The sequence below is a fragment of the Microbacterium sp. HJ5 genome (genome assembly GCF_054824025.1).
The window spans coordinates 1-24,861 of sequence record NZ_JSYE01000034.1 but is presented as its reverse complement, the minus strand read 5'-3'; the positions used below and the strand labels follow the sequence as shown (position 1 = coordinate 24,861).

Annotated in this window: 21 protein-coding genes; 8 read left to right on the top strand and 13 right to left on the bottom strand. The window is 70.3% G+C overall.

Features of this window, described 5'->3' with window-relative positions; all coding sequences use genetic code 11:
* Positions 1–10 precede the first annotated feature (10 nt).
* The 5 genes from dxs to dut all read right to left on the bottom strand — a co-directional run bounded on the left by dxs (position 11) and on the right by dut (position 6,916).
* Positions 11–1,972: a 1-deoxy-D-xylulose-5-phosphate synthase gene (gene dxs / locus OB08_RS14535; RefSeq protein WP_461475939.1), complete on the bottom strand. Its 1,962-nt coding sequence runs from the start codon at positions 1,970–1,972 to the stop codon at positions 11–13.
* 98 nt (positions 1,973–2,070) lie between these two features.
* On the bottom strand, positions 2,071–4,905 hold the full coding sequence (locus OB08_RS14530; protein WP_461475937.1) for an aconitate hydratase: 2,835 nt from the start codon (positions 4,903–4,905) through the stop codon (positions 2,071–2,073).
* A 138-nt stretch (positions 4,906–5,043) separates the two neighbouring features.
* Entirely contained in the window at positions 5,044–5,841 is a 798-nt protein-coding gene (locus OB08_RS14525) for a DUF3159 domain-containing protein (protein ID WP_461475935.1), read from the bottom strand.
* The gene (locus OB08_RS14520; protein ID WP_461475933.1) at positions 5,838–6,437 is read right to left on the bottom strand and encodes a DUF3710 domain-containing protein; all 600 of its coding nucleotides are present in this window, start codon (positions 6,435–6,437) and stop codon (positions 5,838–5,840) included. The genes OB08_RS14525 and OB08_RS14520 overlap by 4 nt, the downstream gene beginning before the upstream one ends.
* Complete coding sequence (gene dut / locus OB08_RS14515; RefSeq protein ID WP_461475931.1) at positions 6,434–6,916, bottom strand: dUTP diphosphatase; 483 nt, start codon at positions 6,914–6,916, stop codon at positions 6,434–6,436. Before dut ends, OB08_RS14520 begins: the two co-directional genes overlap by 4 nt.
* A 12-nt stretch (positions 6,917–6,928) precedes the next feature.
* On the opposite strand from dut, the gene OB08_RS14510 reads away from it, so the two are divergent.
* Positions 6,929–7,417, top strand: coding sequence for a DUF3093 domain-containing protein (locus OB08_RS14510; RefSeq protein WP_461475929.1), 489 nt, complete (start codon positions 6,929–6,931; stop codon positions 7,415–7,417).
* Here the strand turns inward: OB08_RS14510 and OB08_RS14505 are convergent.
* A complete protein-coding gene (locus tag OB08_RS14505; RefSeq protein ID WP_461475927.1) occupies positions 7,392–7,685 on the bottom strand; it encodes a DUF4193 domain-containing protein in 294 nt (97 codons plus the stop codon). The two genes, OB08_RS14510 and OB08_RS14505, sit on opposite strands and share 26 nt — an antisense overlap.
* 211 nt (positions 7,686–7,896) lie before the next feature.
* On the opposite strand from OB08_RS14505, the gene sepH reads away from it, so the two are divergent.
* Entirely contained in the window at positions 7,897–8,931 is a 1,035-nt protein-coding gene (sepH, locus tag OB08_RS14500) for a septation protein SepH (RefSeq protein ID WP_461475925.1), read from the top strand.
* An 18-nt stretch (positions 8,932–8,949) separates the two neighbouring features.
* Here sepH and OB08_RS14495 read toward each other — a convergent pair whose 3' ends face one another.
* Positions 8,950–10,065 carry an alkaline phosphatase family protein gene (locus OB08_RS14495; protein ID WP_461475923.1) on the bottom strand — a complete coding sequence of 372 codons (1,116 nt, stop codon included), beginning with the start codon at positions 10,063–10,065 and terminating at the stop codon, positions 8,950–8,952.
* Positions 10,066–10,133: 68 nt separating this feature from the next.
* Here OB08_RS14495 and OB08_RS14490 point away from each other — a divergent pair, with 68 nt between their 5' ends.
* Positions 10,134–12,590 carry a DNA gyrase/topoisomerase IV subunit A gene (locus OB08_RS14490; protein WP_461475921.1) on the top strand — a complete coding sequence of 819 codons (2,457 nt, stop codon included), beginning with the start codon at positions 10,134–10,136 and terminating at the stop codon, positions 12,588–12,590.
* 187 nt (positions 12,591–12,777) lie between these two features.
* Here the strand turns inward: OB08_RS14490 and OB08_RS14485 are convergent, their stop codons facing one another.
* Positions 12,778–14,850 carry a DNA gyrase/topoisomerase IV subunit B gene (locus tag OB08_RS14485; RefSeq protein ID WP_461475919.1) on the bottom strand — a complete coding sequence of 691 codons (2,073 nt, stop codon included), beginning with the start codon at positions 14,848–14,850 and terminating at the stop codon, positions 12,778–12,780.
* 169 nt (positions 14,851–15,019) lie between these two features.
* On the opposite strand from OB08_RS14485, the gene OB08_RS14480 reads away from it, so the two are divergent.
* The gene (locus OB08_RS14480; RefSeq protein WP_461475917.1) at positions 15,020–15,244 is read left to right on the top strand and encodes a DUF7455 domain-containing protein; all 225 of its coding nucleotides are present in this window, start codon (positions 15,020–15,022) and stop codon (positions 15,242–15,244) included.
* A gap of 7 nt (positions 15,245–15,251) precedes the next feature.
* Here OB08_RS14480 and OB08_RS14475 read toward each other — a convergent pair whose 3' ends face one another.
* Together OB08_RS14475 and OB08_RS14470 are read right to left on the bottom strand one after the other, a co-directional pair.
* Positions 15,252–16,298: an alanine racemase gene (locus OB08_RS14475; RefSeq protein ID WP_461475915.1), complete on the bottom strand. Its 1,047-nt coding sequence runs from the start codon at positions 16,296–16,298 to the stop codon at positions 15,252–15,254.
* Positions 16,295–17,041, bottom strand: a complete 747-nt coding sequence (locus tag OB08_RS14470; RefSeq protein WP_461475913.1) for an alanine racemase C-terminal domain-containing protein — start codon at positions 17,039–17,041, stop codon at positions 16,295–16,297. Before OB08_RS14470 ends, OB08_RS14475 begins: the two co-directional genes overlap by 4 nt.
* A gap of 46 nt (positions 17,042–17,087) precedes the next feature.
* Here OB08_RS14470 and OB08_RS14465 point away from each other — a divergent pair, with 46 nt between their 5' ends.
* Positions 17,088–18,110, top strand: coding sequence for a sugar-transfer associated ATP-grasp domain-containing protein (locus tag OB08_RS14465; RefSeq protein WP_461475911.1), 1,023 nt, complete (start codon positions 17,088–17,090; stop codon positions 18,108–18,110).
* 66 nt (positions 18,111–18,176) lie between these two features.
* Here OB08_RS14465 and OB08_RS14460 read toward each other — a convergent pair whose 3' ends face one another.
* The 3 genes from OB08_RS14460 to OB08_RS14450 all read right to left on the bottom strand — a co-directional run bounded on the left by OB08_RS14460 (position 18,177) and on the right by OB08_RS14450 (position 21,421).
* Complete coding sequence (locus OB08_RS14460; RefSeq protein WP_461475909.1) at positions 18,177–18,872, bottom strand: coenzyme F420-0:L-glutamate ligase; 696 nt, start codon at positions 18,870–18,872, stop codon at positions 18,177–18,179.
* Entirely contained in the window at positions 18,869–20,275 is a 1,407-nt protein-coding gene (locus tag OB08_RS14455) for an RNA polymerase sigma factor (RefSeq protein ID WP_461475907.1), read from the bottom strand. Before OB08_RS14455 ends, OB08_RS14460 begins: the two co-directional genes overlap by 4 nt.
* Positions 20,276–20,497: 222 nt before the next feature.
* Positions 20,498–21,421: a proteasome assembly chaperone family protein gene (locus OB08_RS14450; protein WP_461475905.1), complete on the bottom strand. Its 924-nt coding sequence runs from the start codon at positions 21,419–21,421 to the stop codon at positions 20,498–20,500.
* Positions 21,422–21,506: 85 nt separating this feature from the next.
* Here OB08_RS14450 and OB08_RS14445 point away from each other — a divergent pair, with 85 nt between their 5' ends.
* The 3 genes from OB08_RS14445 to OB08_RS14435 form a co-directional block, all read left to right on the top strand.
* Positions 21,507–22,982, top strand: a complete 1,476-nt coding sequence (locus OB08_RS14445) for a leucyl aminopeptidase (RefSeq protein WP_461475903.1) — start codon at positions 21,507–21,509, stop codon at positions 22,980–22,982.
* Positions 22,982–24,355, top strand: a complete 1,374-nt coding sequence (gene lpdA / locus OB08_RS14440; RefSeq protein WP_461475901.1) for a dihydrolipoyl dehydrogenase — start codon at positions 22,982–22,984, stop codon at positions 24,353–24,355. The genes OB08_RS14445 and lpdA overlap by 1 nt, the downstream gene beginning before the upstream one ends.
* A gap of 61 nt (positions 24,356–24,416) precedes the next feature.
* A partial coding sequence (locus tag OB08_RS14435; RefSeq protein WP_461475899.1) for a biotin/lipoyl-containing protein occupies positions 24,417–24,861 on the top strand: 445 nt, incomplete at its 3' end.

Here is a 24,861-nt window from a genome sequence, read left to right as displayed (position 1 = left end):
GCCGTGGCGGTCAGCGCTGCTTCTCCTCGCTGCGGGCGAACGATCCGATCGTGGGGATCTCGCTCGTCGCGGCGCCGCGCGCCACGGGGATGCGGGTTCCCAGGACCTGCGCGACGACATCCTGCGCGATCTTGGCCGGCGTGAGCCCGGAGTCCTCGAGGATCTGCTCGCGACTGGCGTGATCGATGAACTCGTCGGGCACGCCGAGTTCATCCACGGCCGTGTCGACGCCGGCTTCGCGGAGCACCTGGCGCACGCGGGTGCCGATGCCGCCAACGCGGATGCCGTCCTCGATCGTGATCACCAGGCGGTGGGATGCCGCGAGCTCGACGATCGACCGCTGCACGGGCACCACCCACCGAGGGTCGACGACCGTCGCGCCGATGCCCTGGTCGCGCAGGCGCGCGGCGACGTCGACCGCGGTGTGCGCCATCGGGCCGATGCCGACGATCAGCACATCGTGGGCGTCCGAGCGAACGAGCACGTCGACGCCGTCGTCCAGGCGCTCCAATGCGGGGAGCTCGGGGCTCACGCCGCCCTTGGGGAACCGGATCACGGTCGGGGCGTCGTCGACGGCGACAGCCTCCTGCAGCTCTTCGCGCAGGCGCTCGGCGTCGCGGGGCACTGCGATGCGGATGTGCGGCACGAGCTGCAGCATGGCGAGGTCCCAGATGCCGTGGTGGCTCGGGCCGTCCGGGCCGGTGACGCCGGCGCGATCGAGCACGAAGGTGACGCCCGCGCGATGCAGCGCGACGTCCATGAGCACCTGGTCGAAGGCACGGTTCATGAAGGTCGCGTAGATCGCGACCACGGGGTGTAGGCCGCCGAACGCGAGACCGGCGGCCGAGGCGACGGCGTGCTGCTCGGCGATGCCCACGTCGTACACACGATCGGGGAACCGCTGCGCGAACGGCAGGAGACCGGTGGGCCGGAGCATCGCCGCCGTCATGGCGATGACGTCGTCGCGGCTCTCCCCCACCGAGACCAGCTCGTCGGCGAAGACGTCGGTCCACGCGGGTGCCCCGCCCGAGCCCCCGACCGTCTTGCCCGTCAGCGGGTCGATCTTGCCGACCGCGTGGAAGGCGTCGGCTTCGTCGTCGAGCGCCGGCTGATAGCCGCGGCCCTTCTCGGTGATCGCGTGCACGATGACCGGAGCGCCGTACTCCTTGGCGAGCTCGAGCGTCTCGATCAGCGTCGGCAGGTCGTGCCCGTCGACGGGACCGAGGTACTTGATGTCGAGATTCGAGTACAGCGCCGCGTTGTTGGTGAACCGTGAGAGGAAGCCGTGCGTTCCGCCGCGGACCCCCCGGTAGACCGCGCGCGCAGCAGGACCGAGCTTGCGGAACAGCGTGTCGGAGCCGCGGTGCAGGTTGCGGTACGTGTCGGCGGTGCGCACGCGATTGAGGTACCGCGCCATGCCCCCGATCGTCGGGGCGTAGGAGCGGCCGTTGTCGTTGACGACGATCACGAGGTTGCGGTCGTTGTCGTCGGAGATGTTGTTCAGCGCCTCCCACGTCATGCCGCCGGTGAGCGAACCGTCGCCGACGACCGCGACGACGTGCCGGTCCTTCCGGCCGGTGCGGGTGAGAGCGCGTGAGACGCCGTCGGCCCAGCTCAGCGAGCTCGACGCGTGCGAGGACTCGACGACGTCGTGCGGGCTCTCCGCGCGCTGCGGATAGCCGGCCAGTCCGCCGCGCGAGCGGAGGTTCGTGAAGTCCTGTCGCCCGGTGAGCAGCTTGTGCACGTACGACTGATGGCCGGTGTCGAAGATGAACGGGTCGTTCGGCGAGTCGAACACACGGTGCAGCGCGATGGTGAGCTCGACCACGCCGAGGTTGGGGCCGAGGTGGCCGCCTGTGCGTGAGACGTTCTCGATGAGGAAGGCGCGGACCTCGTCGGCCAGCTCCTGCAGCTCTGCAGTGCTCAGTGCGTCGAGATCGCGGGGTCCGGCAATGGACGACAGCAGCGACATCCCGGCTCCTTTCCGGCCCCGGAAGGGCCCTTCGAGTCTACCCGCGGCATGAAGGAGGGACCGGATGCTGCAGCATCCGGTCCCCCGTGAATCAGCTGTCAGACGAGCGAACGCAGCACGTACTGCAGGATGCCGCCGTTGCGGTAGTAGTCGGCCTCACCGGGCGTGTCGATCCGGACGACCGCGTCGAACTCGATGGTCTCCTTGCCGGGCGCCGAGAACTCGCTCGGCGCCGCCGTGACGCGGACCGTCTTGGGCGTGACGCCCTCGTTGAGCTGCTCGAGACCAGCGATCGAGACGATCTCGGTGCCGTCGAGGCCCAGCGACTCCCACGTCTTGCCGGCGGGGAACTGCAGCGGGACGACGCCCATGCCGATGAGGTTCGAGCGGTGGATGCGCTCGAAGCTCTCGGTGATCACGGCCTTCACGCCCAGCAGGCTCGTGCCCTTGGCCGCCCAGTCGCGCGACGAGCCCGAGCCGTACTCCTTGCCGCCGAAGATCACCAGGGGCGTGCCCGCCGCCTGGTAGTTCTGGCTCGCGTCGTAGATGAACGACTGCGGACCGCCCTCCTGCGTGAAGTCGCGCGTGAAGCCGCCCTCCACCACCGCGCCGTCGTTGACCGCGCTCACCAGCAGGTTCTTCAGGCGGATGTTGGCGAACGTGCCGCGGATCATGACCTCGTGGTTGCCGCGGCGCGAGCCGTAGGAGTTGAAGTCCTTCTGCGCGACGCCGTGCTCGGTGAGGTACTGAGCGGCGGGGGTGCCCGCCTTGATGTTGCCGGCCGGGCTGATGTGGTCGGTGGTGACCGAGTCGCCCAGCGTGGCGAGGACACGCGCCCCGGCGATGTCGGACACCGGGGTGAGCTCCATCTTCATGCCGTCGAAGTACGGCGCCTTGCGCACGTAGGTCGAGTCGGCGTCCCACTCGAACACCGGACCGGTGGGCGTCGGAAGGTTCTTCCAGCGCTCGTCGCCGTCGAACACGGTCGCGTACTGCTTGATGAACTGCTCGCGCGAGATGGACGAGTCGATGATCTCCTGCACCTCGTCGGGCGCCGGCCAGATGTCCTTGAGGAACACGTCGTTGCCGTCGAGGTCCTTGCCGAGGGGGTCGGTCTCGAAATCGAAGTTCATCGACCCGGCGAGGGCGTAGGCGACGACGAGCGGCGGCGACGCCAGGTAGTTCATCTTCACGTCGGGGCTGATGCGGCCCTCGAAGTTGCGGTTGCCCGACAGGACCGCCGTCACGGCGAGGTCGTGGTCGTTGATCGCGGCCGAGACCTCCTCGATGAGGGGTCCGGAGTTGCCGATGCAGATCGTGCAGCCATAGCCGACGGTGTAGAAGCCGATGTCCTCGAGGTCCTTGCCGAGGCCCGACTTCTCGTAGTAGTCGGTCACGACCTTTGAGCCGGGGCCGAGGGTCGTCTTGACCCACGGCTTGCGCTTGAGGCCCTTCTCGACCGCCTTGCGGGCGAGCAGGCCGGCGGCGATCATCACCGACGGGTTGGACGTGTTGGTGCACGACGTGATCGCGGCGAGCGTGACCGCGCCGTTGTCGAGGACATAGGACTCGCCCTCGGGCGTGGTCACGTCGACGGGCTGCGACCACTCGGCCGGGCTCCCGCTGTTGATGTGCACCTCGCGCGTCGTCGGCTCCTCCTCGCCGGGGACGGCGCCGGGGTCGGACGCCGGGAAGGAGTGCTTCGACTCGAGGTCGACGATGTCCTCCGACGTGCTCGCGGTGGCGTAGTTGAGGATGTCCTTCTCGAACTGCGCCTTCGACTCCGAAAGGAGGATGCGATCCTGCGGGCGCTTGGGGCCGGCGATGGAGGGGACGACCGTCGAGAGGTCGAGCTCCATGTACTCGCTGAACGTCGGCTCGACCGACGGGTCGTGCCAGAGCTTCTGCTCCTTGGCGTACGCCTCGACGAGGGCGACGGTCTGCTCGTCGCGGCCGGTCAGGCGCAGGTACTCGAGCGTGACGTCGTCGATGGGGAACATCGCCGCGGTCGACCCGAACTCGGGGCTCATGTTGCCGATCGTGGCGCGGTTGGCCAGCGGCACCGACGCGACGCCCGCGCCGTAGAACTCGACGAACTTGCCGACCACGCCGTGCTTGCGGAGCATGTCGGTGATGGTGAGCACGACGTCGGTCGCGGTGACCCCGGCGGGGATCGCCCCGGTGAGCTTGAAGCCGACGACACGTGGGATCAGCATCGACACGGGCTGGCCGAGCATCGCGGCCTCGGCCTCGATGCCGCCCACACCCCAGCCGAGGACGCCGAGGCCGTTGACCATGGTCGTGTGCGAGTCGGTGCCGACGCACGTGTCGGGGTAGGCGCGCAGTACGCCGTCGACGCTGCGGTCGTAGATCACCTTCGCGAGGTGCTCGATGTTGACCTGGTGGACGATGCCGGTGCCCGGCGGGACGACCTTGAAGTCGTCGAACGCACCCTGGCCCCAGCGGAGGAACTGGTACCGCTCGCCGTTGCGCTCGTACTCGATCTCGACGTTGCGCTCGAGGGCGTTCTCGGTGCCGAAGAGGTCGGCGATGACGGAGTGGTCGATGACCATCTCGGCGGGCGACAGCGGGTTGATGCGGTTCGGGTCGCCGCCGAGTGCGGTGACCGCCTCGCGCATCGTGGCGAGGTCGACGATGCAGGGCACGCCGGTGAAGTCCTGCATCACCACGCGCGCCGGCGTGAACTGGATCTCGGTGTCGGGCTCGGCGTCGGCATCCCACGACCCCAGCGCCTGGATCTGGGCCTTCGTCACGTTCGCGCCGTCCTCGGTGCGGAGCAGGTTCTCGAGCAGCACCTTGAGGCTGAACGGGAGCTTCTCGTGACCGTCGACGGTGTCGATGCGGAAGATCTCGTAGTCGGTGCTGCCGACCGTCAGGGTGCTCTTGGCACCGAAGCTGTCAACCGTGGACACGTCTGTCTCCTTCGTCGGCGGCGGGAGCGGGCCGGAGCCCGGCACTCTCCCCATCTTCCCCCGCCCTGGATCCCTCGGCTAGTGAGGATCACCTAATCCGCGGCGGGGTCAATTTATCTTGATATCAAGATAAATGTATCACTCCTGCGACGTGCCGCCCGCCCGGTCGCGATGCGGGTAGAGCGCGCGCACGGCGAGCCACGTGACGGCCACGAGCGGTGCGAACAGCGGAAGCCCCATGACGAGCTTGAGCGTGCCCAGAGCGGTGACGTTGTCGGCGAAGTAGAGCGGCAGCTGCACCAGCAGTCGCGCCGCGAACAGCGAGGCCCATGCGATGGCGAGCCAGAAGAAGACGCGTCGCTTGCGCTTGTCGGCGCGCCACGCGGTGCCCTCGCCCATGAGGAAACCGACGGCGAGCCCGATGAGCGACCAGCCGATGAGCGCCGATACCAGGAAGGCGGTGCCGTAGAGGGCGTTCGTGATGAAACCGGGGATGAAGTTGTTGGATGCTTCGCCCGTGAACGCCGCAAAGGCGGCTGCCACGCCGGCGGCGATGAGCCCGCCGATGGCCGCAGTGATCGGCTGCTTCGCGATGAGGCGCGCGATCGTGAAGATCGCGGCGATGCCGACCGACAGGCCCAGCGACAGCCAGAGGTCGCCGTCACCCGTCTCGGGATCGATCGTGACGGTGTAGACGACGATGAACACGAGTCCGGGAAGCACCGACTCCAGCACGCCGCGCCAGCCGCCCATGGCGGCCCACACGACATGGCCGGTCGACGCGCCGGCGGCGGGGTCGAGGCCCGCGCGCTTCGCGGCGCCGCCCAGCGCAGCGCCGAGCATCTCGGAAGCGGATGCCTCGGCCGCCGGCGGCGGGGTCAGATCGGGGCTGCGCTGCTCGTCGCCCGGCACCGCCGGTCGCGGTTCGTCGGTCACGCGACGCCCGGGGTGGCGGGCATCCGCAACGGGATGAGGTCGCGCGGCGGCATCGGCGAGCCGCCCCGCACGACGACGATGGAGCGGAAGAGGTCTTCGACTGCGGCGGCGGCCTCGACGTCGGAGGTGGCCGCGCCCCCGATCACGCCGCGCAGGAACCAGCGGGGCCCGTCCACGCCGACGAAGCGCGCGAGGCGCTTGCCCGCCGTGCCCTCGGGACCGGCGACGACGGGGACCTCGGCGAGGAGCTCGGGACCGAGGGGGCCCTCGCGCTCCTCGACGCGGCCGCCCTGCTGGCGGATCTGACCGCGGATCTGCTCGCGCGTCTCCGCCCACAGGCCGGCGGTGCGCGGAGCGGCGAACGGCTGCACCTGCAGCGTCGAGCCTGCGTAGTCGAGTCCGACCGCGACGATGCGCTTGGTCTGCTCCTCGACCTCGAGCCGCAGGTTCAGGCCCTCGCGGGGAAGGATCTTGATGCCGCCGAGGTCGATGTACGGGCGGACCGGGTTCGCCTCGGACTCGTCGAACGGCCCGGCGACCGCTCGGTCGTCGGGCGCGTCCTTGCGCGGCGCGTCTGCGGGCGTCGGATCGGTCATGCGGGGACTCCGTTCTTCTGGGCGTCCGTGGAGCCGACCGCGGCGGAGCCGAAGCCGGTGGATCCGAAGCCGCCTTCGCCTCGGGCGCTCTCGGGCAGAGCGTCCACGGGGATGAACCGGGCACGCGGCACCGGCATCACGATGATCTGGGCGATGCGGTCGCCGACGGCGATGTCGTGCGCGTGCTCGGCATCGGTGTTGAGCAGGATGACCTTGATCTCGCCGCGGTACCCGGCGTCGACCGTGCCGGGGGCGTTGACCACGGTGATGCCGTGCTTGGCGGCGAGCCCGCTGCGCGGCACCACGAAGGCGACGTGGCCATCGGGCAAGGCGATGCGCACTCCGGTGCCGACCATCGCGCGCTGTCCGGGCTCGAGGCGGGCAGCCTCGGCGGCTACGAGGTCGGCGCCCGCATCGCCGGGGTGCGCGTACGCCGGAACGTCGGAGGCGATAATGGGGACGTCCACCGTTTCAGTCACCCAATGAGGGTAATGCAGAAGACAGCGCACGATGTCGGGTCCGGCGAGTACCGCGAGAGGCTCGGCCCCTCGCTCTGGGTGATGGTGAGCGCGGCGGTGGCCGCCCCGATGGCGGCCCTCGTGTTCGCGCCCATCGACACCACCGTCGCCCTGGTGATCGGCGCCGCCGTGGGCGTCGCCGTGGTCGCCCTGCTCATCGCCGGATCTCCGGTCGTGAGTGTGCGCGACGGCGAACTGCGCGCGGGGAGGGCTCACATCCCGGTGGAGCTGCTGGGCGAGCCGTCCGTGTTCGCGGGCGAGGACGCCAGGATCCAGCGGGGCTCCGCCCTCGACCCGCGGGCGTGGCACATGCTGCGCGGCGGCATCGACGGGGTGGTCGTCGTTCCCGTGACCGACCCCGACGACCCGGCGCCCGCGTGGGTGGTCTCCTCGCGCACGCCGGACCGCCTCGCCGCAGCGGTGCGCCGGGCTCAGATCACGCGGCGCACTCCGAGCAGATAGGGCCGTTCTTGGTGTCGTGATCGAGCTGCGAGCGGTGCTTGACGAGGAAGCAGTTCACACACGTGAACTCGTCCTCCTGCGCGGGCAGGACGACGACGTCGAGTTCGAGATCGGAGAGGTCCGCCCCGGGCAGCTCGAAGCCCGAGGGGTTGTCGGCGTCCTCCACATCGACCGCTCCCGAGAGCTTGTCGGGCACGCGCTCCTTGAGAGCCTCGATCGACTCGCTGTCGTCCTCGGTCTTGCGGGGGGCGTCGTAATCGGTGGCCATGCGTGAACGTCTCAACTTCCGGATATCGCGGGTGCGCTCGCCCTTTCGGGCGGCGATAGTTTGCATGACAGGATCCGTTTTCGCAAATGCATGACAGCGGATGCCCGACCGTGCGTTCGCCTGAAACTCGCGCCACGCGCGGGATATTCCCGGCGGCGGACTCGCCCTGTGTCAGCATGGGCGGGACACGCAGGATCGGAGGGGCGTTCGCATGGAACAGCTCAAGGTCATCGGAACCGAGGACGACAAGCTCGTCCTGGCCACCGAGTCCGGCGAGAGGTTCGCCCTCGCCGTCGACGAGGTGCTGCGGATCGAGCTTCGCAAGGCGCGCAAAGACCGCGACGCCGACAGCCAGGCGGCGCGGCCGAGCCCGCGCGAGATCCAGTCGCACATCCGTGCCGGCTTGTCGGCGGGCGAGGTGGCCGAGCTGCTGGGCGCCCGTGTCGAGGACGTCATGCGATTCGAGGGACCGGTGCTCGCCGAACGAGAGCACATCGTGGGTCAGGCTCTGGCGGTTCCCGTCCTGCTGGGCGGCGACTTCGAGACCGACAAGCACCCCACGTTCGGCTCTGCCGTGCGCGCCAAGCTGCACGAGGCCGTCGCCTCGGGCGAGCGGTGGACGAGCTGGAAAGAGCCGACCGGCTGGATCGTGAAGCTGGAGTTCACCTCCAACGAGGTGGATCATGACGCCCGCTGGGGCTTCGACCCGCGCCGCAGCACCCTGTCGCCGCTGAACGCGGATGCCATTCAGCTCTCGCGTCAAGGGTCGCTTCCCGATGGGCTGATCCCCCGGCTGCGCGCACTCGACACCGTGGCCCCGAAGGACGATTCGCGCTTCGACAGCGGAGCCTTCGGGCCTCGCAAGATGCCCGATGCCGACCTCGAGTCACCGGACCTTCCCGCCCCCGCGGCGCCCGCAGTGCAACAGGCCGCCATCAAGCGGGCCGACGAGCCGGCCGTCACCTCGGCCGAGACGGCCGACCTGCTCGAAGCGCTGCGCCGCCGCCGCGGGCAGCGTGAGCCGCTCCCTGGGGCCGACGAGGTGGAGCCTTCGCGGACGCACTCCCCCGTCGCCCTGTTCGACGCGCTCGAGCCGGGGTACGACGAGGCGCCCTCCGACGATCAGTCCGACACCGCGGAGTACGACGTGGTGCCCTCCGCGGTCGCCGAGGCGGGGCGCCGCAAGGGACGCACGTCGATGCCGTCGTGGGACGAGATCGTCTTCGGCGCGCGCACCGACGACTGATCGTCGCTCGACCCGCGCTCAGGCGAATGCGCCCAGCCGGAGAAGCGGCACGATCCGCTCCTCGGTGCTGAAGGATCCGTGCTGCCCCACCATCTTCTGCGGGGCCTTGTCGGCGACGCGGTCGTCGTAGTAGACGATTCCGGCACGCGCGGCGACGACGACGTCGCCGATCCGCTCGCGCACCGCCGGCGCGACGGGCCCCATCACACCCGAGTCGACGAGCTCGTCACGCGAGAGCACCCACGAGCGCGAGGCCTCCGTCTCGCGCCAGGCGGCGAGCACCGCGGCCGCCTCGCCCTCTTCGGCGTAGAGGTGCAGCATGCGCGGTTCGCCGCCGATCAGCCGGACACCCTCGAGGAGCGCGTCGCCCTCACCCAGGAGCACCTGACGGTGGCGCGGGATGTCGACCATGCCGTGATCGGCCGTGATGACCGCCCCGGTGCCGGGCGCCAGCGCCTGCGAGAACGCCCGGGCGGCGGCATCCACCCGCTCGAGCATCGCGACCCATTCGTCGGACTCGCAGCCGTGGCGATGACCGACACCGTCGAGCTCCGGCGCGTACAGATAGACCAGAGCGCCAGGATGCCGCGCCGCCAGGTGGGCGGCGGTGGTGACGCGCTCCGCGAGGTCGTCGGCTCCGACGAACTCGGCGCCCGCCTGCGTCGCCGCCGTGAATCCCGTGCCCACGTACTCGCGCTTGGAGACGACGAAGAACGGCCGCCCGAGCGACGTGGACAGGGGCTGCGCGCGCTGCCAGTCCAGCGGCAGCCCGTCGGTGTCCCAGCCGCGCAGCTGGTTGAGGACGGCATCGGTTCCGGGGATCCGCGCGCGGTAGCCGACGATGCCGTGCTCGCCGGGCAGGGTTCCCGTGAGGAGGCTGGTCAGCGCGGAGGCCGTCGTGGACGGGAAGACGCTCCGTGCGACGTCGCGCCTGCCCCCCGCCTGGGCGAGGAAGCGCGCGTGGCCGGCCCGGGCCGCGAGGTTGTGCGAACCGAGCCCGTCGATCACGAAGACGACGGCGCTGCGCGCCGGTGCGAACCAGTCCGAGAGCCCGTCCAGGGCCGCCGACATCTGCGGAACGACACCGGTGAGGCTCCGGGATCGCGGCGGGTCCGCGGGTAGGCTGAAGGACATCGGGGTCAGTCTCGCACACACCGCCGGACGACCCTCGCCGCTCCGCCGTCACCCGAGGCCACATCGTCATGCCTGCATCCCCCACCGACTCCCCCGTAGACCACGGCCGCATCGAAGACGTCGACGTCTCGACCGAGATGCAGGGATCGTTCCTCGAGTACGCCTACTCGGTGATCTACTCGCGCGCGCTTCCGGACGCGCGCGACGGGCTCAAGCCCGTTCAGCGCCGCATCCTCTATCAGATGGCCGACATGGGGCTGCGCCCCGATCGCGGTCACGTGAAGAGCGCCCGCGTCGTCGGCGAGGTGATGGGAAAGCTGCACCCCCACGGCGACGCCCCCATCTACGACGCCCTCGTGCGCCTCGCACAGCCGTTCTCGCTGCGCGTGCCCCTCGTCGACGGACACGGGAACTTCGGTTCGCTCGACGACGGTCCCGCCGCACCCCGCTACACCGAGGCGCGGCTCGCCGCCCCGGCGCTGGCCCTGACCGAGAACCTCGACGAGGACGTCGTCGACTTCATCCCGAACTACGACGGGCAGTTCCAGCAGCCCGAGGTGCTTCCGGCGGCGTACCCGAACCTGCTGGTCAACGGGGCCACGGGCATCGCGGTCGGCATGGCGACAAACATGGCGCCCCACAACCTCATCGAGGTCGTCGGCGCCGCGATCCACCTGCTCGACAACCCCGAGGCCACCGTCGAAGAGCTCATGGAGTTCGTCCCCGGCCCCGACCTCCCGTCGGGCGGCATCATCGTCGGGCTCGACGGCATCAAGGACGCCTATGCCAAGGGGCGCGGCAGCTTCCGCACCCGCGCCAAGGTCTCGATCGAGTCGCTCGGCCCGCGCCGCACCGGCATCGTGGTGACCGAGCTCCCCTATCTCGTCGGTCCCGAGCGGATCATCGAGAAGATCAAGGACGCCGTCACCGCGAAGAAGCTCCAGGGCATCGCCGACGTCACCGATCTCACCGACCGTCACAACGGCCTGCGCCTGGTCATCGGCATCAAGACGGGGTTCGACCCGCAGGCGGTGCTCGAGCACCTCTACCGCCTGACGCCTCTCGAGGACTCGTTCAGCATCAACAACGTCGCGCTCGTCGACGGGCAGCCGCAGACCCTCGGTCTGCGCGAGCTGCTGCGGGTCTACCTCGGTCACCGGCTGAGCGTCGTGACGCGTCGCAGCAGTTATCGCCTCGCGCGTCGCAAGGAGCGCCTGCACCTGGTCGAGGGACTGCTCATCGCGATCCTCGACATCGACGAGGTCATCCAGGTCATCCGCACGTCTGACGACGGTGAGCAGGCCCGAGGGCGCCTCATCGACGTCTTCGACCTCTCCGAGCCGCAGGCCGAGTACATCCTCGAGCTGCGGCTGCGGCGGCTGACCCGCTTCTCGCGCATCGAGCTCGAGTCCGAGCGCGACAAGCTCACGGCGGAGATCGCCGAGCTCGAAGAGCTGCTCGGCAGCGAGATCCTCCTGCGCGCGCAGGTCGCGCGCGAACTCGATGCTGCGGCCGAGACGTACGGCACTCCGCGCCGCACCCTCCTCCTCAACGGCGGCCCGGTCGCACCGCGCTCACGCGCGGCCGCCGCCGCCGCCGACCTCCAGATCGCCGACGCGCCCTGCCGGGTGTTCCTCTCCGCGACGGGCCGCATGGTGCGCGCCGAGCTCGCGGCCGATGCGCCGAACGGCGGCATCGTCCCCCCTGCACGCCGCGCCAAGCACGACGCGATCCGGTCGTGGGTCGACGCCACGACGCGCGGCGACGTCGGCGCCGTGACGAGCGCCGGCCGCCTTGTGCGGTTCTCCCCGGTCGACCTCCCGTCCGTGCCCGGCAACTCCGTCCAGCTGGCGGCCGGCACTCGCGCCGACCAGTACCTCGGCCTCGGCACGGGTGAGCACGTCGTCGCGATCGTGTCGCTGCAGGAAGGTCCGCCGATCGCGATCGGCACCCGCCACGGTGTCGTCAAGCGCGTCGCGGCGAGCGAGCTGGGCGCCAAGCACGACATCGAGATCATCGCTCTGCGCGACGGCGACCGCGTGGTCGGCGCCGCACCCGCGTCCGACGGCGCGGAGCTCGTGTTCGTCGCGAACGATGCGCAGCTCCTCCGGTTCGACGCGTCCTCTGTGCGTCCTCAAGGCCGTGCGGCCGGTGGCATGGCGGGCATCCGGCTCGCCGACGGGGCCGACGTCATCGCTTTCCACGTCGTCGGGGCCTCCGAGTTCGATGCCGTCGTCGTGACGGTCGCGGGCTCGACGTCCGCGCTGGCCGGGACCGACGCCGGCAGTGCGAAGGTCTCGGCGTTCACCGAGTTCCCCGCGAAGGGCCGGGCGACCGGCGGTGTGCGCGCGCAGCGGCTGCTCAAGGGCGAAGACGCGCTCACGCTCGCCTGGGTCGGCTCGGATCCGCGTGCCGTGGGCGCTGACGGAGCCACGCGCGCTCTTCCCGAGTCCGGCGCGAAGCGCGACGCCTCGGGCACACCGCTCGACGGCGTCATCGGCGCGGTGGGCACCGGAATCCGCTGATGACGCGGCCGGGGCGCGTCGGCGCGGCATCCGCCGCGGTGATCGCGCGGTGAGCAGCGGTTGCTCTTCACGAAACTCCGCAGAGGGCGAGCGCTGGACTCTGACGCCGTATCAGGGCGTGATCCCGGCCCCCGCAGACGGGAAGATCCCGCAGGAGTGGCGCGAAGAGTGACGCTCGTTCGTCGCGTCAGGCGTCGATGCGCTCGCGCGCGAGTCGGTCGCTCGAGTCGATGATGAACTCCTTGCGCGGTGCGACGTCGTTGCCCATGAGGAGTTCGAACACGGATGCCGCAGCCTCCGCGTCCTGCATGCGGACGCGTCGCAGGGTGCGGCCCGCGCGGTCCATCGTCGTCGTCGCCAGCTGGTCGGCGTCCATCTCGCCCAGGCCCTTGTAGCGCTGGACCGGCTCCTGCCAGCGCTTGCCGGCCTTCGTGAGCTTGCTCAGGAGGCCGTGCAGCTCCTGCTCGGAGTACGTGTAGATCGTCTCGTTGGGCTTCGTGCCGGGGTTCATGACCACCACGCGATGCAGTGGCGGCACCGCGGCGTAGACGCGCCCGTCGTCGATAAGCGGGCGCATGTAGCGGAAGAAGAGCGTGAGCAGCAGCGTGCGGATGTGCGCGCCGTCGACGTCGGCGTCGCTCATCAGGATGATCTTGCCGTAGCGCGCGGTGTCGAGATCGAACGACCGGCCGGAGCCCGCGCCGATGACCTGGATGATCGCGGCGCACTCGGCGTTGGAGAGCATGTCGCTGATCGACGCCTTCTGCACGTTCAGGATCTTTCCGCGGATCGGCAGCAGGGCCTGGTACTCGCTGTTGCGGGCCAGCTTCGCAGTGCCGAGAGCCGAGTCGCCCTCGACGATGAACAGCTCGGACGCGTCGACGTCGTTGGTGCGGCAGTCGGCGAGCTTCGCCGGCAGCGAGGAGGACTCGAGGGCGTTCTTGCGACGCTGGGTCTCTTTGTGCGCACGGGCGGAGATGCGCGCCTTCATCTCGGCGACGACCTTGTCGAGCAGCAGCGAGGTCTGCGCCTTGTCATCGCGCTTGGGCGACGTGAAGCGGGCGGTGAGCTCTCGCGTCACGACGTTCGCGACGATCTGGCGCACCGCGGGGGTACCCAGCACTTCTTTGGTCTGCCCCTCGAACTGCGGCTCGGGGATCCGCACGGTCAGCACGGCCGAGAGACCCGCGAGGATGTCGTCCTTCTCGAGCTTGTCGTTCGCGCCGAACTTCAGGCGGCGGGCGTTCTGCTCGACCTGCGTGCGCAGCACCTTCATGAGGCCGAGTTCGAAGCCCTGCTGGTGCGTGCCGCCCTTGGGCGTCGAGATGATGTTCACGAACGAGCGCGACGTCGTCTCGTAGCCGGTCCCCCAGCGCACCGCGATGTCGACCTCGCACTCGCGCTCGACCTCGGTGGGCACCATCGCGCCGGTCGGCTGGAGCACGGGCACGGTCTCGGTGAACTTCCCGGAGCCCGTCAGCCGCCACGTGTCCGTGATGGGAGCGTCCGGTGCCAGGAAGTCGGCGAACTCGGAGATGCCCCCGTCGAACCGGTAACTGGTCTCGACCGGCTCGGCCTCGCGCTCGTCGCGGATGACGATCTCGAGCCCGGGCACGAGGAACGCGGTCTGCCGTGCGCGCTGCTCGAGTTCGGTGATGTTGAACGCGGCATCCTTCGTGAAGATCTGCTGATCGGCCCAGTAGCGGATGCGCGTGCCGGTGACGCCCTTCGGCGCACGCCCGACGACGCGGAGCTCGGAGCTCTTCTCGAACGGCGTGAACGCCGAGGTCGGAGAGCCGTTGGAGAAAACGCCCGGCTCCCCGCGGTGGAACGACATCGCCCATGTCTTGCCGCCGCGGTCGACCTCGACGTCGAGCCGCTCGGACAGGGCGTTGACGACCGAGGCGCCCACGCCATGGAGGCCGCCCGACGCCGCGTACGAGCCGCCGCCGAACTTGCCGCCGGCATGGAGCTTCGTGAAGACGACCTCGACGCCGGAGAGGCCGGTGCGCGGCTCGATGTCGACGGGGATGCCGCGCGCCCGGTCGCGCACCTCGACGCTGCCGTCGGCGTGCAGCACGATGTCGATGCGCGAGCCGTGGCCCGCGAGGGCCTCGTCGACGGAGTTGTCGATGATCTCCCACAGGCAGTGCATGAGCCCGCGCGAATCGGTCGAGCCGATGTACATGCCGGGGCGCTTGCGGACTGCTTCGAGTCCTTCGAGCACCTGGAGGTGATGGGCGGAGTACTCGGCGGTCACAATCCTCAAGGGTATCCGGGGCGGCGGACGCCTCCCGTCCGACACGCTTCCTGCCGCCGCGCCGTACGCGCTCAGCGAAATGTGGGTCGTTCGCGGCATTCTCTGATCCAACGCGTGGTTGTATTTCATGACCCGCACCGGAGTTCTATCAATACGAGGAGGCACCGAGATGAACACTCTTTCGACACCCACCGAGATGGGCGCCGTCCTCGACTACCGCCTCACGGCAGCCGACCGCTGCGACTCCTGCGGTGCCCAGGCCTACATCGCCGCCGAGGTGAACGGCAGCGAACTGCTCTTCTGCGCCCACCACGGCCGCAAGTACGAAGAGAAGCTGCGCGCGATCGCGACGTCGTGGCACGACGAGACGGCGCGCCTGGCCGAGACCAACTGACCGCGGGTCAGGCGCCGGAGTAGATCCTCGGCACAAGCGGCGACACCCGAACGGCGAGCTCCTCCCCGATCGTCCCGATCCGCTCGGCGAGATCGGTGGCTGAGCCCTCCCCCTCGTCGCCCGGACCGTAGACGATGACGGCATCGCCGGGCGCGGCATCCGCCCACTTCTCCACCGTCGACTGCGCGCCGATGGTCGTGAGCAGTCTCGCGCCCCCGGGAGTGCCGACCGTCGTCCGCGCGGCGAGCGTCGACGGCAGGCCGTCGAGCGCTCCCGCGTCGATCGTCACCTCACGGTCGCCCACCGCGGTGACGTGCGCCTCGAGCGTGCCGATCGGCCGCAGCCCGAGCTCGTGCTCCGCCGGGCCGCCGGCGGATCGGATCCCGTAGCAGAACGCCCCCACACGGACCATGTCGTAGCGGAACTCCGCTCGCGCGAACGACGCGGCGCTGGCCGCCAGATGACGCACCGTGGGCGTGAGCCCGGCAGCGCGCGCGGACTCGACAGCGGAGTCGAACGCCGCGCGCGACTCGTCGTCGTCGTGATCGGATGCCTCGGCGATGTGGCTCCAGATGCCGACGACGTCGAGGCGTCCGGCGTCGGACAGTTCGGCGGCGCGCGCGACGAACGCCGGCCACTCCTCCGGGCGCACGCCGTTGCGGTGCAGCCCCGTGTCGATCTTGAGATGCACCCGGGCGCGCGTGCCTGCCGCAGCCGCCTCTGCGGCGACGTCCTCGAGCAGCCCGGCGTCGCCCACGCCGAGGTCGAGGTCGGCGGCGACCGCCGCGGCCGCCTCGGTGCGGGAGGCGGCGATCCACGAGAAGATGCGCACCGTCTCGCCGAGGATCTCACGCACGCGGGTGCCGGTGGCGACATCGAACGCCCCGATCCACGCCACGCCCTCGCGGTGCGCGCGGAGCACGACAGGGCCGAGGCCGTGCCCGTAGCCGTCGTCCTTGACCACGAGCATCAGCTCGGCGGGCGCCACGACGTCGCGCACCCGGGCGATGTTCGCCGCGAGCTGGTCGAGGTCGACGCGGAGGACGGCGGTCATGCGGTGTACTCCCTCGTCGCGCGGAGGCCGACGGCGGTGATCAGCTCGTCGGCCCGGAGGCCGGTCGCCTCGGTCCACTCGGCGAGCGACGGCGCGCCCTCGCGAGGGTCTCCGAAGAAGACCACCTCGTCGCCGCGTGAGACCTCCGACCCGCCGACGTCGACCACGCAGACGTCCATCGCGACCCGGCCGACGACGGGGTGCGGCATCCCGCCGATCGTCACGCGTGCGCGGCCGCCGAGCTCGCGGACGATGCCCTGGGCGTAGCCGCCCGTCACCAGCGCCACGCGGGTGTCGGCGGGGGCGCGGAACGCGTAGCCGTACGAGACGCCCTCGCCCGCGCGGAGTGCCTTGACCCCGAGCACCGTCCCGCTGAGGCGCATCGCCGGCGCGGCATCCGGAGCGCCGCCGGGCAGTCCGTACAGTGTCAGCGTGTCGAGGTCCGGGACATCGGTGGTCGTCGCGCCCACGACTCCTGCTGCGGACAGCACCCGGGCCGCCGGGGCGTCGTCGACGAGGAGCCCGTCGACGCCGGCGGCGAGCAGCTCCGCGGCGACGGCCAGGGCCCCGTGGCCCCACGCGTCCGCCCGCAGGTCGGCGACCATGCGCGTCCCCGCGGGCACACGCGAGATCGCGATGTATGCGTTGCGGGCGATGATCGACGTGGAGACGCGGGCGACAGGCGAACTCGACGGCTGATGGACGGATGCCGCGGCGTCGTGCCCAGGGTTCGCCGAACTCACGCCTCTAGACTATCCGGGACCCCCCGACCCTCTTCCCGGAGCACGCATGCCTTCTCAGGGCCTCGGCCTCACGCCCCGCCTTCGCTACCTCGCCGCCCGCGCCCGTCGGATCGACGTCGGATCCGTCCTGGAGCGCGCGAAGGAGACGTCGCAGCAGCACGGCAAGTGGACTCCGGCGGTGCTCGCCGACATGCTGTGGTCGGCCGGCTTCCGCCAGGTGGGATTCCAGGACTACGTCGACTACGACTTCGCGATCCTCACGCGCGCCGAGCGCGCGACGTACATGACACACCCGGTCTCGAACCAGCTCTCTCAGCGCTACGACCACCCGAACTTCCGGCACATGTTCCACGACAAGGTGGAGTTCGACCGTGTGTTCAGCGAGCACCTCCACCGCGAATGGATGGTGGTGGAGAGCGGAAACGCCGACGCCGTGCGCGCCTTCACCGAGAAGCACGGCACGATCGTCACCAAGGAGCCGATCGGCCAGGCCGGTACCGGCGTGCACCGCTACCACGCGGCCGACGTCGAAGACTGGAACGACTTCCACCGCGGTCTGCTCGAACGCGGCGAGGTGCTCCTCGAAGAGGTCATCCGCCAGCACGCAGACCTCGCCGCGGTCTGCCCCGGCACGGTCAACACGACCCGCGTGACGGCGTTCTTCGACGGCGAGAAGACCCACATCCTCGCCATGGCGCAGAAGTTCGGCCGCGGCGCGGTGAGCGACCAGATGACCTTCGGCGGCTTCTACACGATGCTCGACGAGAACGGCCACGCTGTCGGTCCCGGCTACGACTCGCACGCGCACGTCCACGAGCGCCACCCCGACAGCGACTTCGTGATCGCCGACTTCCAACTGCCGATGATCGACGAGGTCAAGGCGTTCGTCGACCGCGTCGCACGCGTGGTCCCCCAGGTGCAGTACGTCGGCTGGGACATCGTCGTGACACCCACCGGCCCGGTGCTCGTCGAGGGCAACTGGGGCGCGGGCGTGTACGAGAACAAGCCCAGCGTCACCGGCATCCGCACCGGTCACAAGCCCCGCTACCGCGAGGCGATCGGCTTCTGACCGGCGGAGACGGAGAAGGGCAGGCCCCCGAGGGCCTGCCCTTCCACAGTGAGCGGATGCCGCGGCTCAGACCGCGCGGACGATGCCGAGCGGCGTCGACTGGTGCCCCTGCCCGAGGGGATTGTCCTGCAGGATCGCGACGAGTCGCTTCTCGGCCGCCTTGTCGAGCGTCGAGCCGAGGATGTTGCCGCCGAGGTCGTTGATGTCGACGACGGCCACCTCGGGCACTCCTCCGAGAAGAGCCTTCAGGTGCTCGGCGACCTCACGAGGACGCTCGGGCCCGAGGACCACGGCCTTGTTGTACGGCGGGATCGTTCCGCTGGTCGGTCCGTCGATCGCGCGAGCCTTGTCGCCCGCGATGCGGTAGAAGTCGCCCTTGCGACCGAAGAGCTTCGTCACGGCCGACACCGCGGCGGCGAACAGGATCCGGATGGTGCCGCACTCGCGCAGCGCCATCTCCATCGTCTCGGGCATGCCGAGCCCGATGCCGTACGGGGTGCGCGTGACGTACTTGGAGAGGAACAGCGCGAGCTTGCGCGGCTTGATGTCCTCGACGAGGTAGGAACGGCCCTGCGTGATCGCGACGATCTTCTCGGTGACGAAGAGCAGGTCGCCCTCGCGGACGATCTCCTCGGCGTACTCGCGCACGAACGCGTCAAGATCGTCTCCCGGCATCACGACCCGGGTGCGGATCGGGATGCGGGCGTACGACGCGCCCTCGATCGCGACGGTGAGCGCCTTGCCGGCGTTCGCCTCGCTCACTCGAGGTAATCCCGCAGAGACTGCGAACGGCTCGGGTGACGCAGCTTCGCCATCGTCTTCGACTCGATCTGGCGAATGCGCTCGCGCGTCACGCCGAAGGTGTCGCCGATCTGGTCGAGGGTCTTCGGCTGTCCGTCACCCAGGCCGAACCGCATGCGGATCACGCCCGCCTCGCGCTCGGACAGCGAGTCGAGCAGCGACTCGAGCTGGCGCTGCAGCATCGTGAAGCCGACCGCGTCGGCCGGCACGACGGCCTCGGTGTCCTCGATGAGGTCACCGAACTCGCTGTCGCCGTCCTCGCCGAGCGGCGTGTGCAGCGAGATCGGCTCGCGGCCGTACTTCTGCACCTCGATGACCTTCTCGGGGGTCATGTCGAGCTCGCGGCTGAGTTCCTCGGGCGTGGGCTCGCGGCCGAGGTCCTGAAGCATCTGACGCTGCACGCGCGCGAGCTTGTTGATGACCTCGACCATGTGGACGGGGATGCGGATCGTGCGGGCCTGGTCGGCCATCGCGCGGGTGATCGCCTGGCGGATCCACCACGTGGCGTAGGTCGAGAACTTGAAGCCCTTCGTGTAGTCGAACTTCTCGACCGCACGGATGAGACCCAGGTTGCCCTCCTGGATGAGGTCCAGGAACTGCATGCCGCGGCCGGTGTAGCGCTTGGCGAGCGACACGACCAGCCGGAGGTTGGCGCCGAGCAGGTGCGACTTCGCGCGCTGACCGTCGCGTGCGACCCACTGGAGGTCGAGACCCATCTGGGAGGACTTCTCGGCCGGCGACATGTGAGACAGCTTCTCTTCGGCGAAGAGTCCCGCCTCGATGCGCATCGCCAGTTCGACCTCTTCGGCCGCGTTCAGGAGCGGCACCTTGCCGATCTGCTTGAGGTAGTCCTTGACGGGGTCGGCGGTGGCGCCCGTGATCTGGGTGGAGTAGACGGGGACATCGTCCTCGTCGCTCGAGGAGATGACGATCGCGCCGGTGGGGAGGGGCTCGGTGAACGCCGGCTTGGTGCTCTCCTCGTCCTCCTCTTCGTCGTCGGTCGCGGCGGCGGCCTCAGGCTCCTCGGCCTGCGCCTTGGCGCCTCGGCGTGCTGCGGGACGCGCCGGGGCATCGCCCTCGGCCTCGTCGTCCTCGAGCTCGACGTCGTCCTCGAGCTCGACGTCGTCTTCGAGCTCGACGTCGTCTTCGAGCTCGTCGTCGGACTTCGCGTTCTTCTTCGCGGCGGTCTTCGGCGCGGCCTTGGCGCCCTTGGGCGCAGCCTTCGCCGCGGTCTTCGGCTTCGCAGCGGGCTTCGCCGCGGTCTTCGCGGGCGCCTTCGCCGGGGCCTCGGCCGCCGTGGCGGTCTCGTCCGCCTCGGTGTCCTTCGCGGCCGAGCGGGCTTTGGTGTTCGTGCCTGAGGTCACGTTTCGCCTTTCACCGGGAGTGTGTGCCGCACGCCCCCGGTCGATTTCGGACACTAGTAAGACCCTTGTCAAGTCCTCGTTCCGCCGAGGAGACCTCGGGAAACCAGTTGACAACGGGTCAGAGCATCCAGTATCTCACACTTGGGAAGACCCGCCAGCATTCGCGCCGTCGGGTCTCGTCGCTCCCCCGGTTCAACGCCGGGAAGCGCTCGCGAATTCCGCTCAGGCCCCGCGCTTGTCATCCTCGCCGGTGGGCCGACTCGCGAGGAACCGCTCGAGCTCGGCCGCCAGCTCATCGGCGCTCGGCAGGTCTCCGGTGTGGATCATCGGGGTCGCGAGCGTCGAGCCCGCCATGTAGGCGTCGTACCGCTCTTCGAGACCCTGCACCATGCGGGAGAGCTCGTCGCTGCCGGCCACCTGGTCTTCGACCTTGGCCAGGTAGTCGCGGTTCTCGTCGCGGAGATCCTCGCCGGTGAAGACGAGCCCGGTCGCCACGGTCAGGCTGTCGAGCGCCGCCAGCGCCGCCGCCGGGTACTCGGTGTCGCCGAGGTAGTGCGGGATCAGCAGCACGAAGCCCGCGACGCTCACGCCTGCCTCGGCGAGCCGGTACTCGAGGAGGTGACCGGCGGTCGAGGGCACCTGCGTGTGGGGCTGCCACACCGAATGAGCTTCGGTGAGCTCGGAGCGCGTGCCGCTCACCGTGGTGCCGATCGGCCGCGTGTGCGGCACCGGCATGGGGATCGCGTGCACCCACGTGACCGTCGCGACCTCGTAGTCGTCGACGAAGGCGAGGACCGACGCGGCGAAGGCGTCCCAGCCGAAATCGGGCTCGTAGCCGGCGAGCAGGAGGAACGGCTGCCCGAGGGCGTCGTGCGCGAACGACAGCTCGAGGCGAGGCGGCCGGTAGTCGGTCAGGTGGTCCTGGTCGAACGAGATCACCGGACGGCGGGCCCGGTAGTCGAGCAGCACATCGTTGGCGTAGACGGCCAGTGGGGTGGGGGCGAGGTCGTCGCGGAAATAGTCCACCACCCGGCTGACGGCGCTCCCCGCGTCGGTGAAGCCCGTGAGGGCGATGACCAGCGGCAGTCCGCGGGGCACCGGGGGCGCGGAGGCGGAGCGCTCGAACAGCGGACCGGTCAGGGGCATGCCTCCATGCTACGAGCCGACGCCGACCCCCGGGTCGCGACCGTCCCGCTCAGAGCGAACACCCGACGTCCCTAGGATGGAGACCATGTCGTTTCCCGACCTCGCGTACAGCGATGCACCGATCCGAGAGTCCGACGCAGACGCCCTTCTGATCGCACTCCCCCCGCTCGACACCGACGAAGGCGTCGAACTGACCGACTGGCCGGGCCTGCGCGACGCCCTCCTCGCGACCGGCTTCACCGGCGCGGCCGGCGCGCTGCAGCGCGTCTACGCGCCCGATTCGACGACGCTCCCCCTCGCGGTCGTGGGCACCGGCCCTGCTCCGGATGCCGCGGCGCTGCGCGACGCGGTGGGCGCCGCGTTCCGCTCGCTGACCGGCTTCGCGACGGTCGCCGTCGCCGCGCCGTCCGCCGATCCCGCCCTGTGGACGGCGGTCGCCGAGGGCGCCGCCCTCGGCGGCTACCGGTTCGACGGCTACAAGTCCGAGGCCCCCAAGCCGCGCGCATCCCGCGTGGTGGTGCACGGCGAAGCGCCCGAAGACGCCGGTGCACTGGCTGCGGTCATCGCCGCGGCCGACGCCGTCGCGCTTGTGAAGGACCTCGTCTCGATCCCGGCGGAATGGCTCGGGCCGGCCGACTTCGCCGAGCGCGCGGCGGCGTCCGTCGAGGGGCTCCCGGTCACGGTGGAGGTCCTCGACGAGGACGCGCTGCGCGAAGGCGGCTACGGCGGGATCCTCGGCGTGGGCCAGGGCTCCGATCGGCCGCCCCGGCTCATCCGCCTGGAGTACGCGCCGGAAGGCGCATCACGACACGTCGCCCTGGTCGGCAAGGGCATCACCTTCGACACGGGCGGGCTCTCGCTGAAGCCCGCCGCGTCGATGGTCGGCATGAAGTACGACATGTGCGGCGCCGCCACTTCGCTCGCCGTGCTGCGCGCGGTCGCGACCCTGGGCGCGCCGGTGAAGGTGACGGCATTTCTCTGCGTCGCCGACAACATGCCGTCCGGGCGCGCGACGCGCCCCGGCGATGTGCTGCGGATGCTCGACGGCACCACCGTCGAGGTTCTGAACACCGACGCCGAGGGTCGTCTGGTGCTCGCCGACGGCCTCGTCGCCGCGAGCCGCGAGCGGCCGGACCTCATCATCGACGTCGCGACGCTCACCGGCGCGATCACGATCGCCCTCGGCAACCGTCACGCCGGCGTGATGGGCGACGACGCCGCCGTCGCGGCCTATCTCACCGCAGCCGAGGCCGAGGCCGAGCTCGCGTGGCAGCTGCCGCTCCCGGCCCACATGGTCGACGAGCTCGACTCCCCCATCGCCGACCTTCAGAACGCGAAGATCGGCGACCCCGCCGGCGGTTCGCTGTTCGCGGGTCTGTTCCTGCGTCACTTCGTCGGCCGCACCGGCGACGAGTCCGACGCGCCGCGCATCCCCTGGGTGCACCTCGACATCGCCGGCGTCGGCATGAACAAGGGCGGCGGGTACGGCTACACCGACAAGGGGCCGACCGCTGCGACGGTGCGCAGCCTGATCCGCTTCGTCACGACAGAGGAGTCCTGATGACCGACCACACCTTCGATCTCGTCGTCCTGGGCGGAGGGAGCGGCGGATACGCGGCTGCGCTGCGCGCCGCGGAGCTCGGGAAGTCCGTCGCCCTCGTCGAGAAGGACAAGGTGGGCGGCACGTGCCTCCACCGGGGGTGCATCCCCACCAAGGCGCTGCTCCACGCCGCCGAGGTCGCCGAGACCGCGCGCGACGCCTCGACCATCGGCATCCGTGCCACGTTCGAGGGCGTCGACCCCGCCGGGGTCCGCGCCTACCGCGAGGGCATCGTGGCGAAGAAGTACAAGGGACTCGAGGGCCTCGTGAAGGCTCGCGGCATCACCGTCGTGAGCGGCGAGGGCCGCCTCGAGTCCGGCCCCGCGGTCCGCGTCGGCGACGACCTCTACCGCGGCACCGACGTCGTGCTGGCGACCGGCTCGTACAGCCGCAGTCTTCCGGGGCTCGAGATCGGGGGCCGCGTCCTCACGAGCGAGCACGCGCTCGAGATCGACGAGATCCCATCGCGCGTCGTGATCCTCGGCGGCGGCGTCATCGGCGTCGAGTTCGCCAGCGTCTGGCGCTCGTTCGGGGTCGACGTGACGATCGTGGAGGCGCTGGACCACTTGGTGCCGAACGAGGACATCGCCCTCAGCAAGTCCCTCGAGCGGGCATTCCGCCGCCGCGGGATCGCTTCGTCCCTCGGCGTCCGCTTCCAGAGCGCGACACAGACGGCGGATGCCGTCACGGTGACGCTCGAGGACGGGAAGACGTTCGAGGCCGACTACCTGCTCGTGGCGGTCGGTCGCGGGCCCGCGACCGCAGGGCTCGGCTACGAGGAAGCTGGCCTGACGATCGACCGCGGCTTCGTCGTCACCGACGATCGCCTCCGCACCGGCGTGCCCCACGTGTGGGCCGTCGGCGACATCGTCCCCGGCCTGCAGCTCGCGCACCGCGGGTTCCAGCAGGGCATCTTCGTGGCCGAGGAGATCGCGGGCCTGTCGCCCGTCGTCATCCCCGACACGCAGATCCCCAAGGTGACCTACAGCCACCCCGAGGTGGCCTCGGTCGGGCTGACCGAGACGCAGGCCGCCGAGGCGCACGGCGCCGACGGCATCGTCTCGTACGAGTACAACCTCGCCGGCAACGGCAAGAGCGAGATCCTCGGCACCGGGGGCATCGTGAAGGTCGTCCGCGTCAAGGACGGGCCCGTCATCGGCGTGCACCTGGCCGGCGACCGCGTCGGCGAGCTCATCACCGAGGGTCAGCTCGCGGTGGGCTGGGAGGCGCACCCGGAAGACATCGCCCCCTTCATCCACGCGCACCCCACGCAGAGCGAAGCACTCGGAGAGGCGTTCCTGGCACTCGCCGGCAAGCCGCTCCACGCGCTCTGACCGCGGGGCTCCGGCGCATCACTAAGCTAGATCCGATATCCATTCCGAAGGAGACATCGTCATGAGCACTTCCGTGGTCCTCCCCGCTCTCGGTGAGAGCGTCACAGAGGGTACGGTCACCCGCTGGCTCAAGCAGGTCGGCGACACGGTCCAGGCGGACGAGGGGCTGCTCGAGATCTCCACGGACAAGGTCGACACGGAGATCCCGTCGCCGGTCAGCGGTGTGATCGAAGAGATCCTCGTGCAGGAGGACGAGACCGTCGAGGTCGGAGCCGTCCTCGCCAAGATCGGTGACGGCGCGGGCGCCTCCGAGGCCGCCCCCGCTCCCGAGCAGGCCGCCCCGGCCGAGGAGCCGGCTCCCGCCGCGCAGGCCGAGCCTGCGGCTCAGGCCGAGGCACCGGCTCAGGCCGAGGCGCCGGCTCAGGCCGAGGCCGCCGCGCAGGCCGAGGCTCCCGCCCCCGCGCAGGCATCCGCCCCCGCGTCCGGCGGTGGCAAGGAGGTCGTTC

Bases quoted from the DNA above. Each gene is read 5' to 3' on its own strand.
- dxs (WP_461475939.1), bottom strand. From the start codon at position 1,972: ATGTCGCTGCTGTCGTCCATTGCCGGACCCCGCGATCTCGACGCACTG.
- OB08_RS14520 (WP_461475933.1), bottom strand. From the start codon at position 6,437: ATGACCGATCCGACGCCCGCAGACGCGCCGCGCAAGGACGCGCCCGAC.
- OB08_RS14510 (WP_461475929.1), top strand. From the start codon at position 6,929: ATGCAGAAGACAGCGCACGATGTCGGGTCCGGCGAGTACCGCGAGAGG.
- OB08_RS14505 (WP_461475927.1), bottom strand. From the start codon at position 7,685: ATGGCCACCGATTACGACGCCCCCCGCAAGACCGAGGACGACAGCGAG.
- sepH (WP_461475925.1), top strand. From the start codon at position 7,897: ATGGAACAGCTCAAGGTCATCGGAACCGAGGACGACAAGCTCGTCCTG.
- OB08_RS14495 (WP_461475923.1), bottom strand. From the start codon at position 10,065: ATGTCCTTCAGCCTACCCGCGGACCCGCCGCGATCCCGGAGCCTCACC.
- OB08_RS14490 (WP_461475921.1), top strand. From the start codon at position 10,134: ATGCCTGCATCCCCCACCGACTCCCCCGTAGACCACGGCCGCATCGAA.
- OB08_RS14480 (WP_461475917.1), top strand. From the start codon at position 15,020: ATGAACACTCTTTCGACACCCACCGAGATGGGCGCCGTCCTCGACTAC.
- OB08_RS14475 (WP_461475915.1), bottom strand. From the start codon at position 16,298: ATGACCGCCGTCCTCCGCGTCGACCTCGACCAGCTCGCGGCGAACATC.
- OB08_RS14465 (WP_461475911.1), top strand. From the start codon at position 17,088: ATGCCTTCTCAGGGCCTCGGCCTCACGCCCCGCCTTCGCTACCTCGCC.
- OB08_RS14450 (WP_461475905.1), bottom strand. From the start codon at position 21,421: ATGCCCCTGACCGGTCCGCTGTTCGAGCGCTCCGCCTCCGCGCCCCCG.
- OB08_RS14445 (WP_461475903.1), top strand. From the start codon at position 21,507: ATGTCGTTTCCCGACCTCGCGTACAGCGATGCACCGATCCGAGAGTCC.
- lpdA (WP_461475901.1), top strand. From the start codon at position 22,982: ATGACCGACCACACCTTCGATCTCGTCGTCCTGGGCGGAGGGAGCGGC.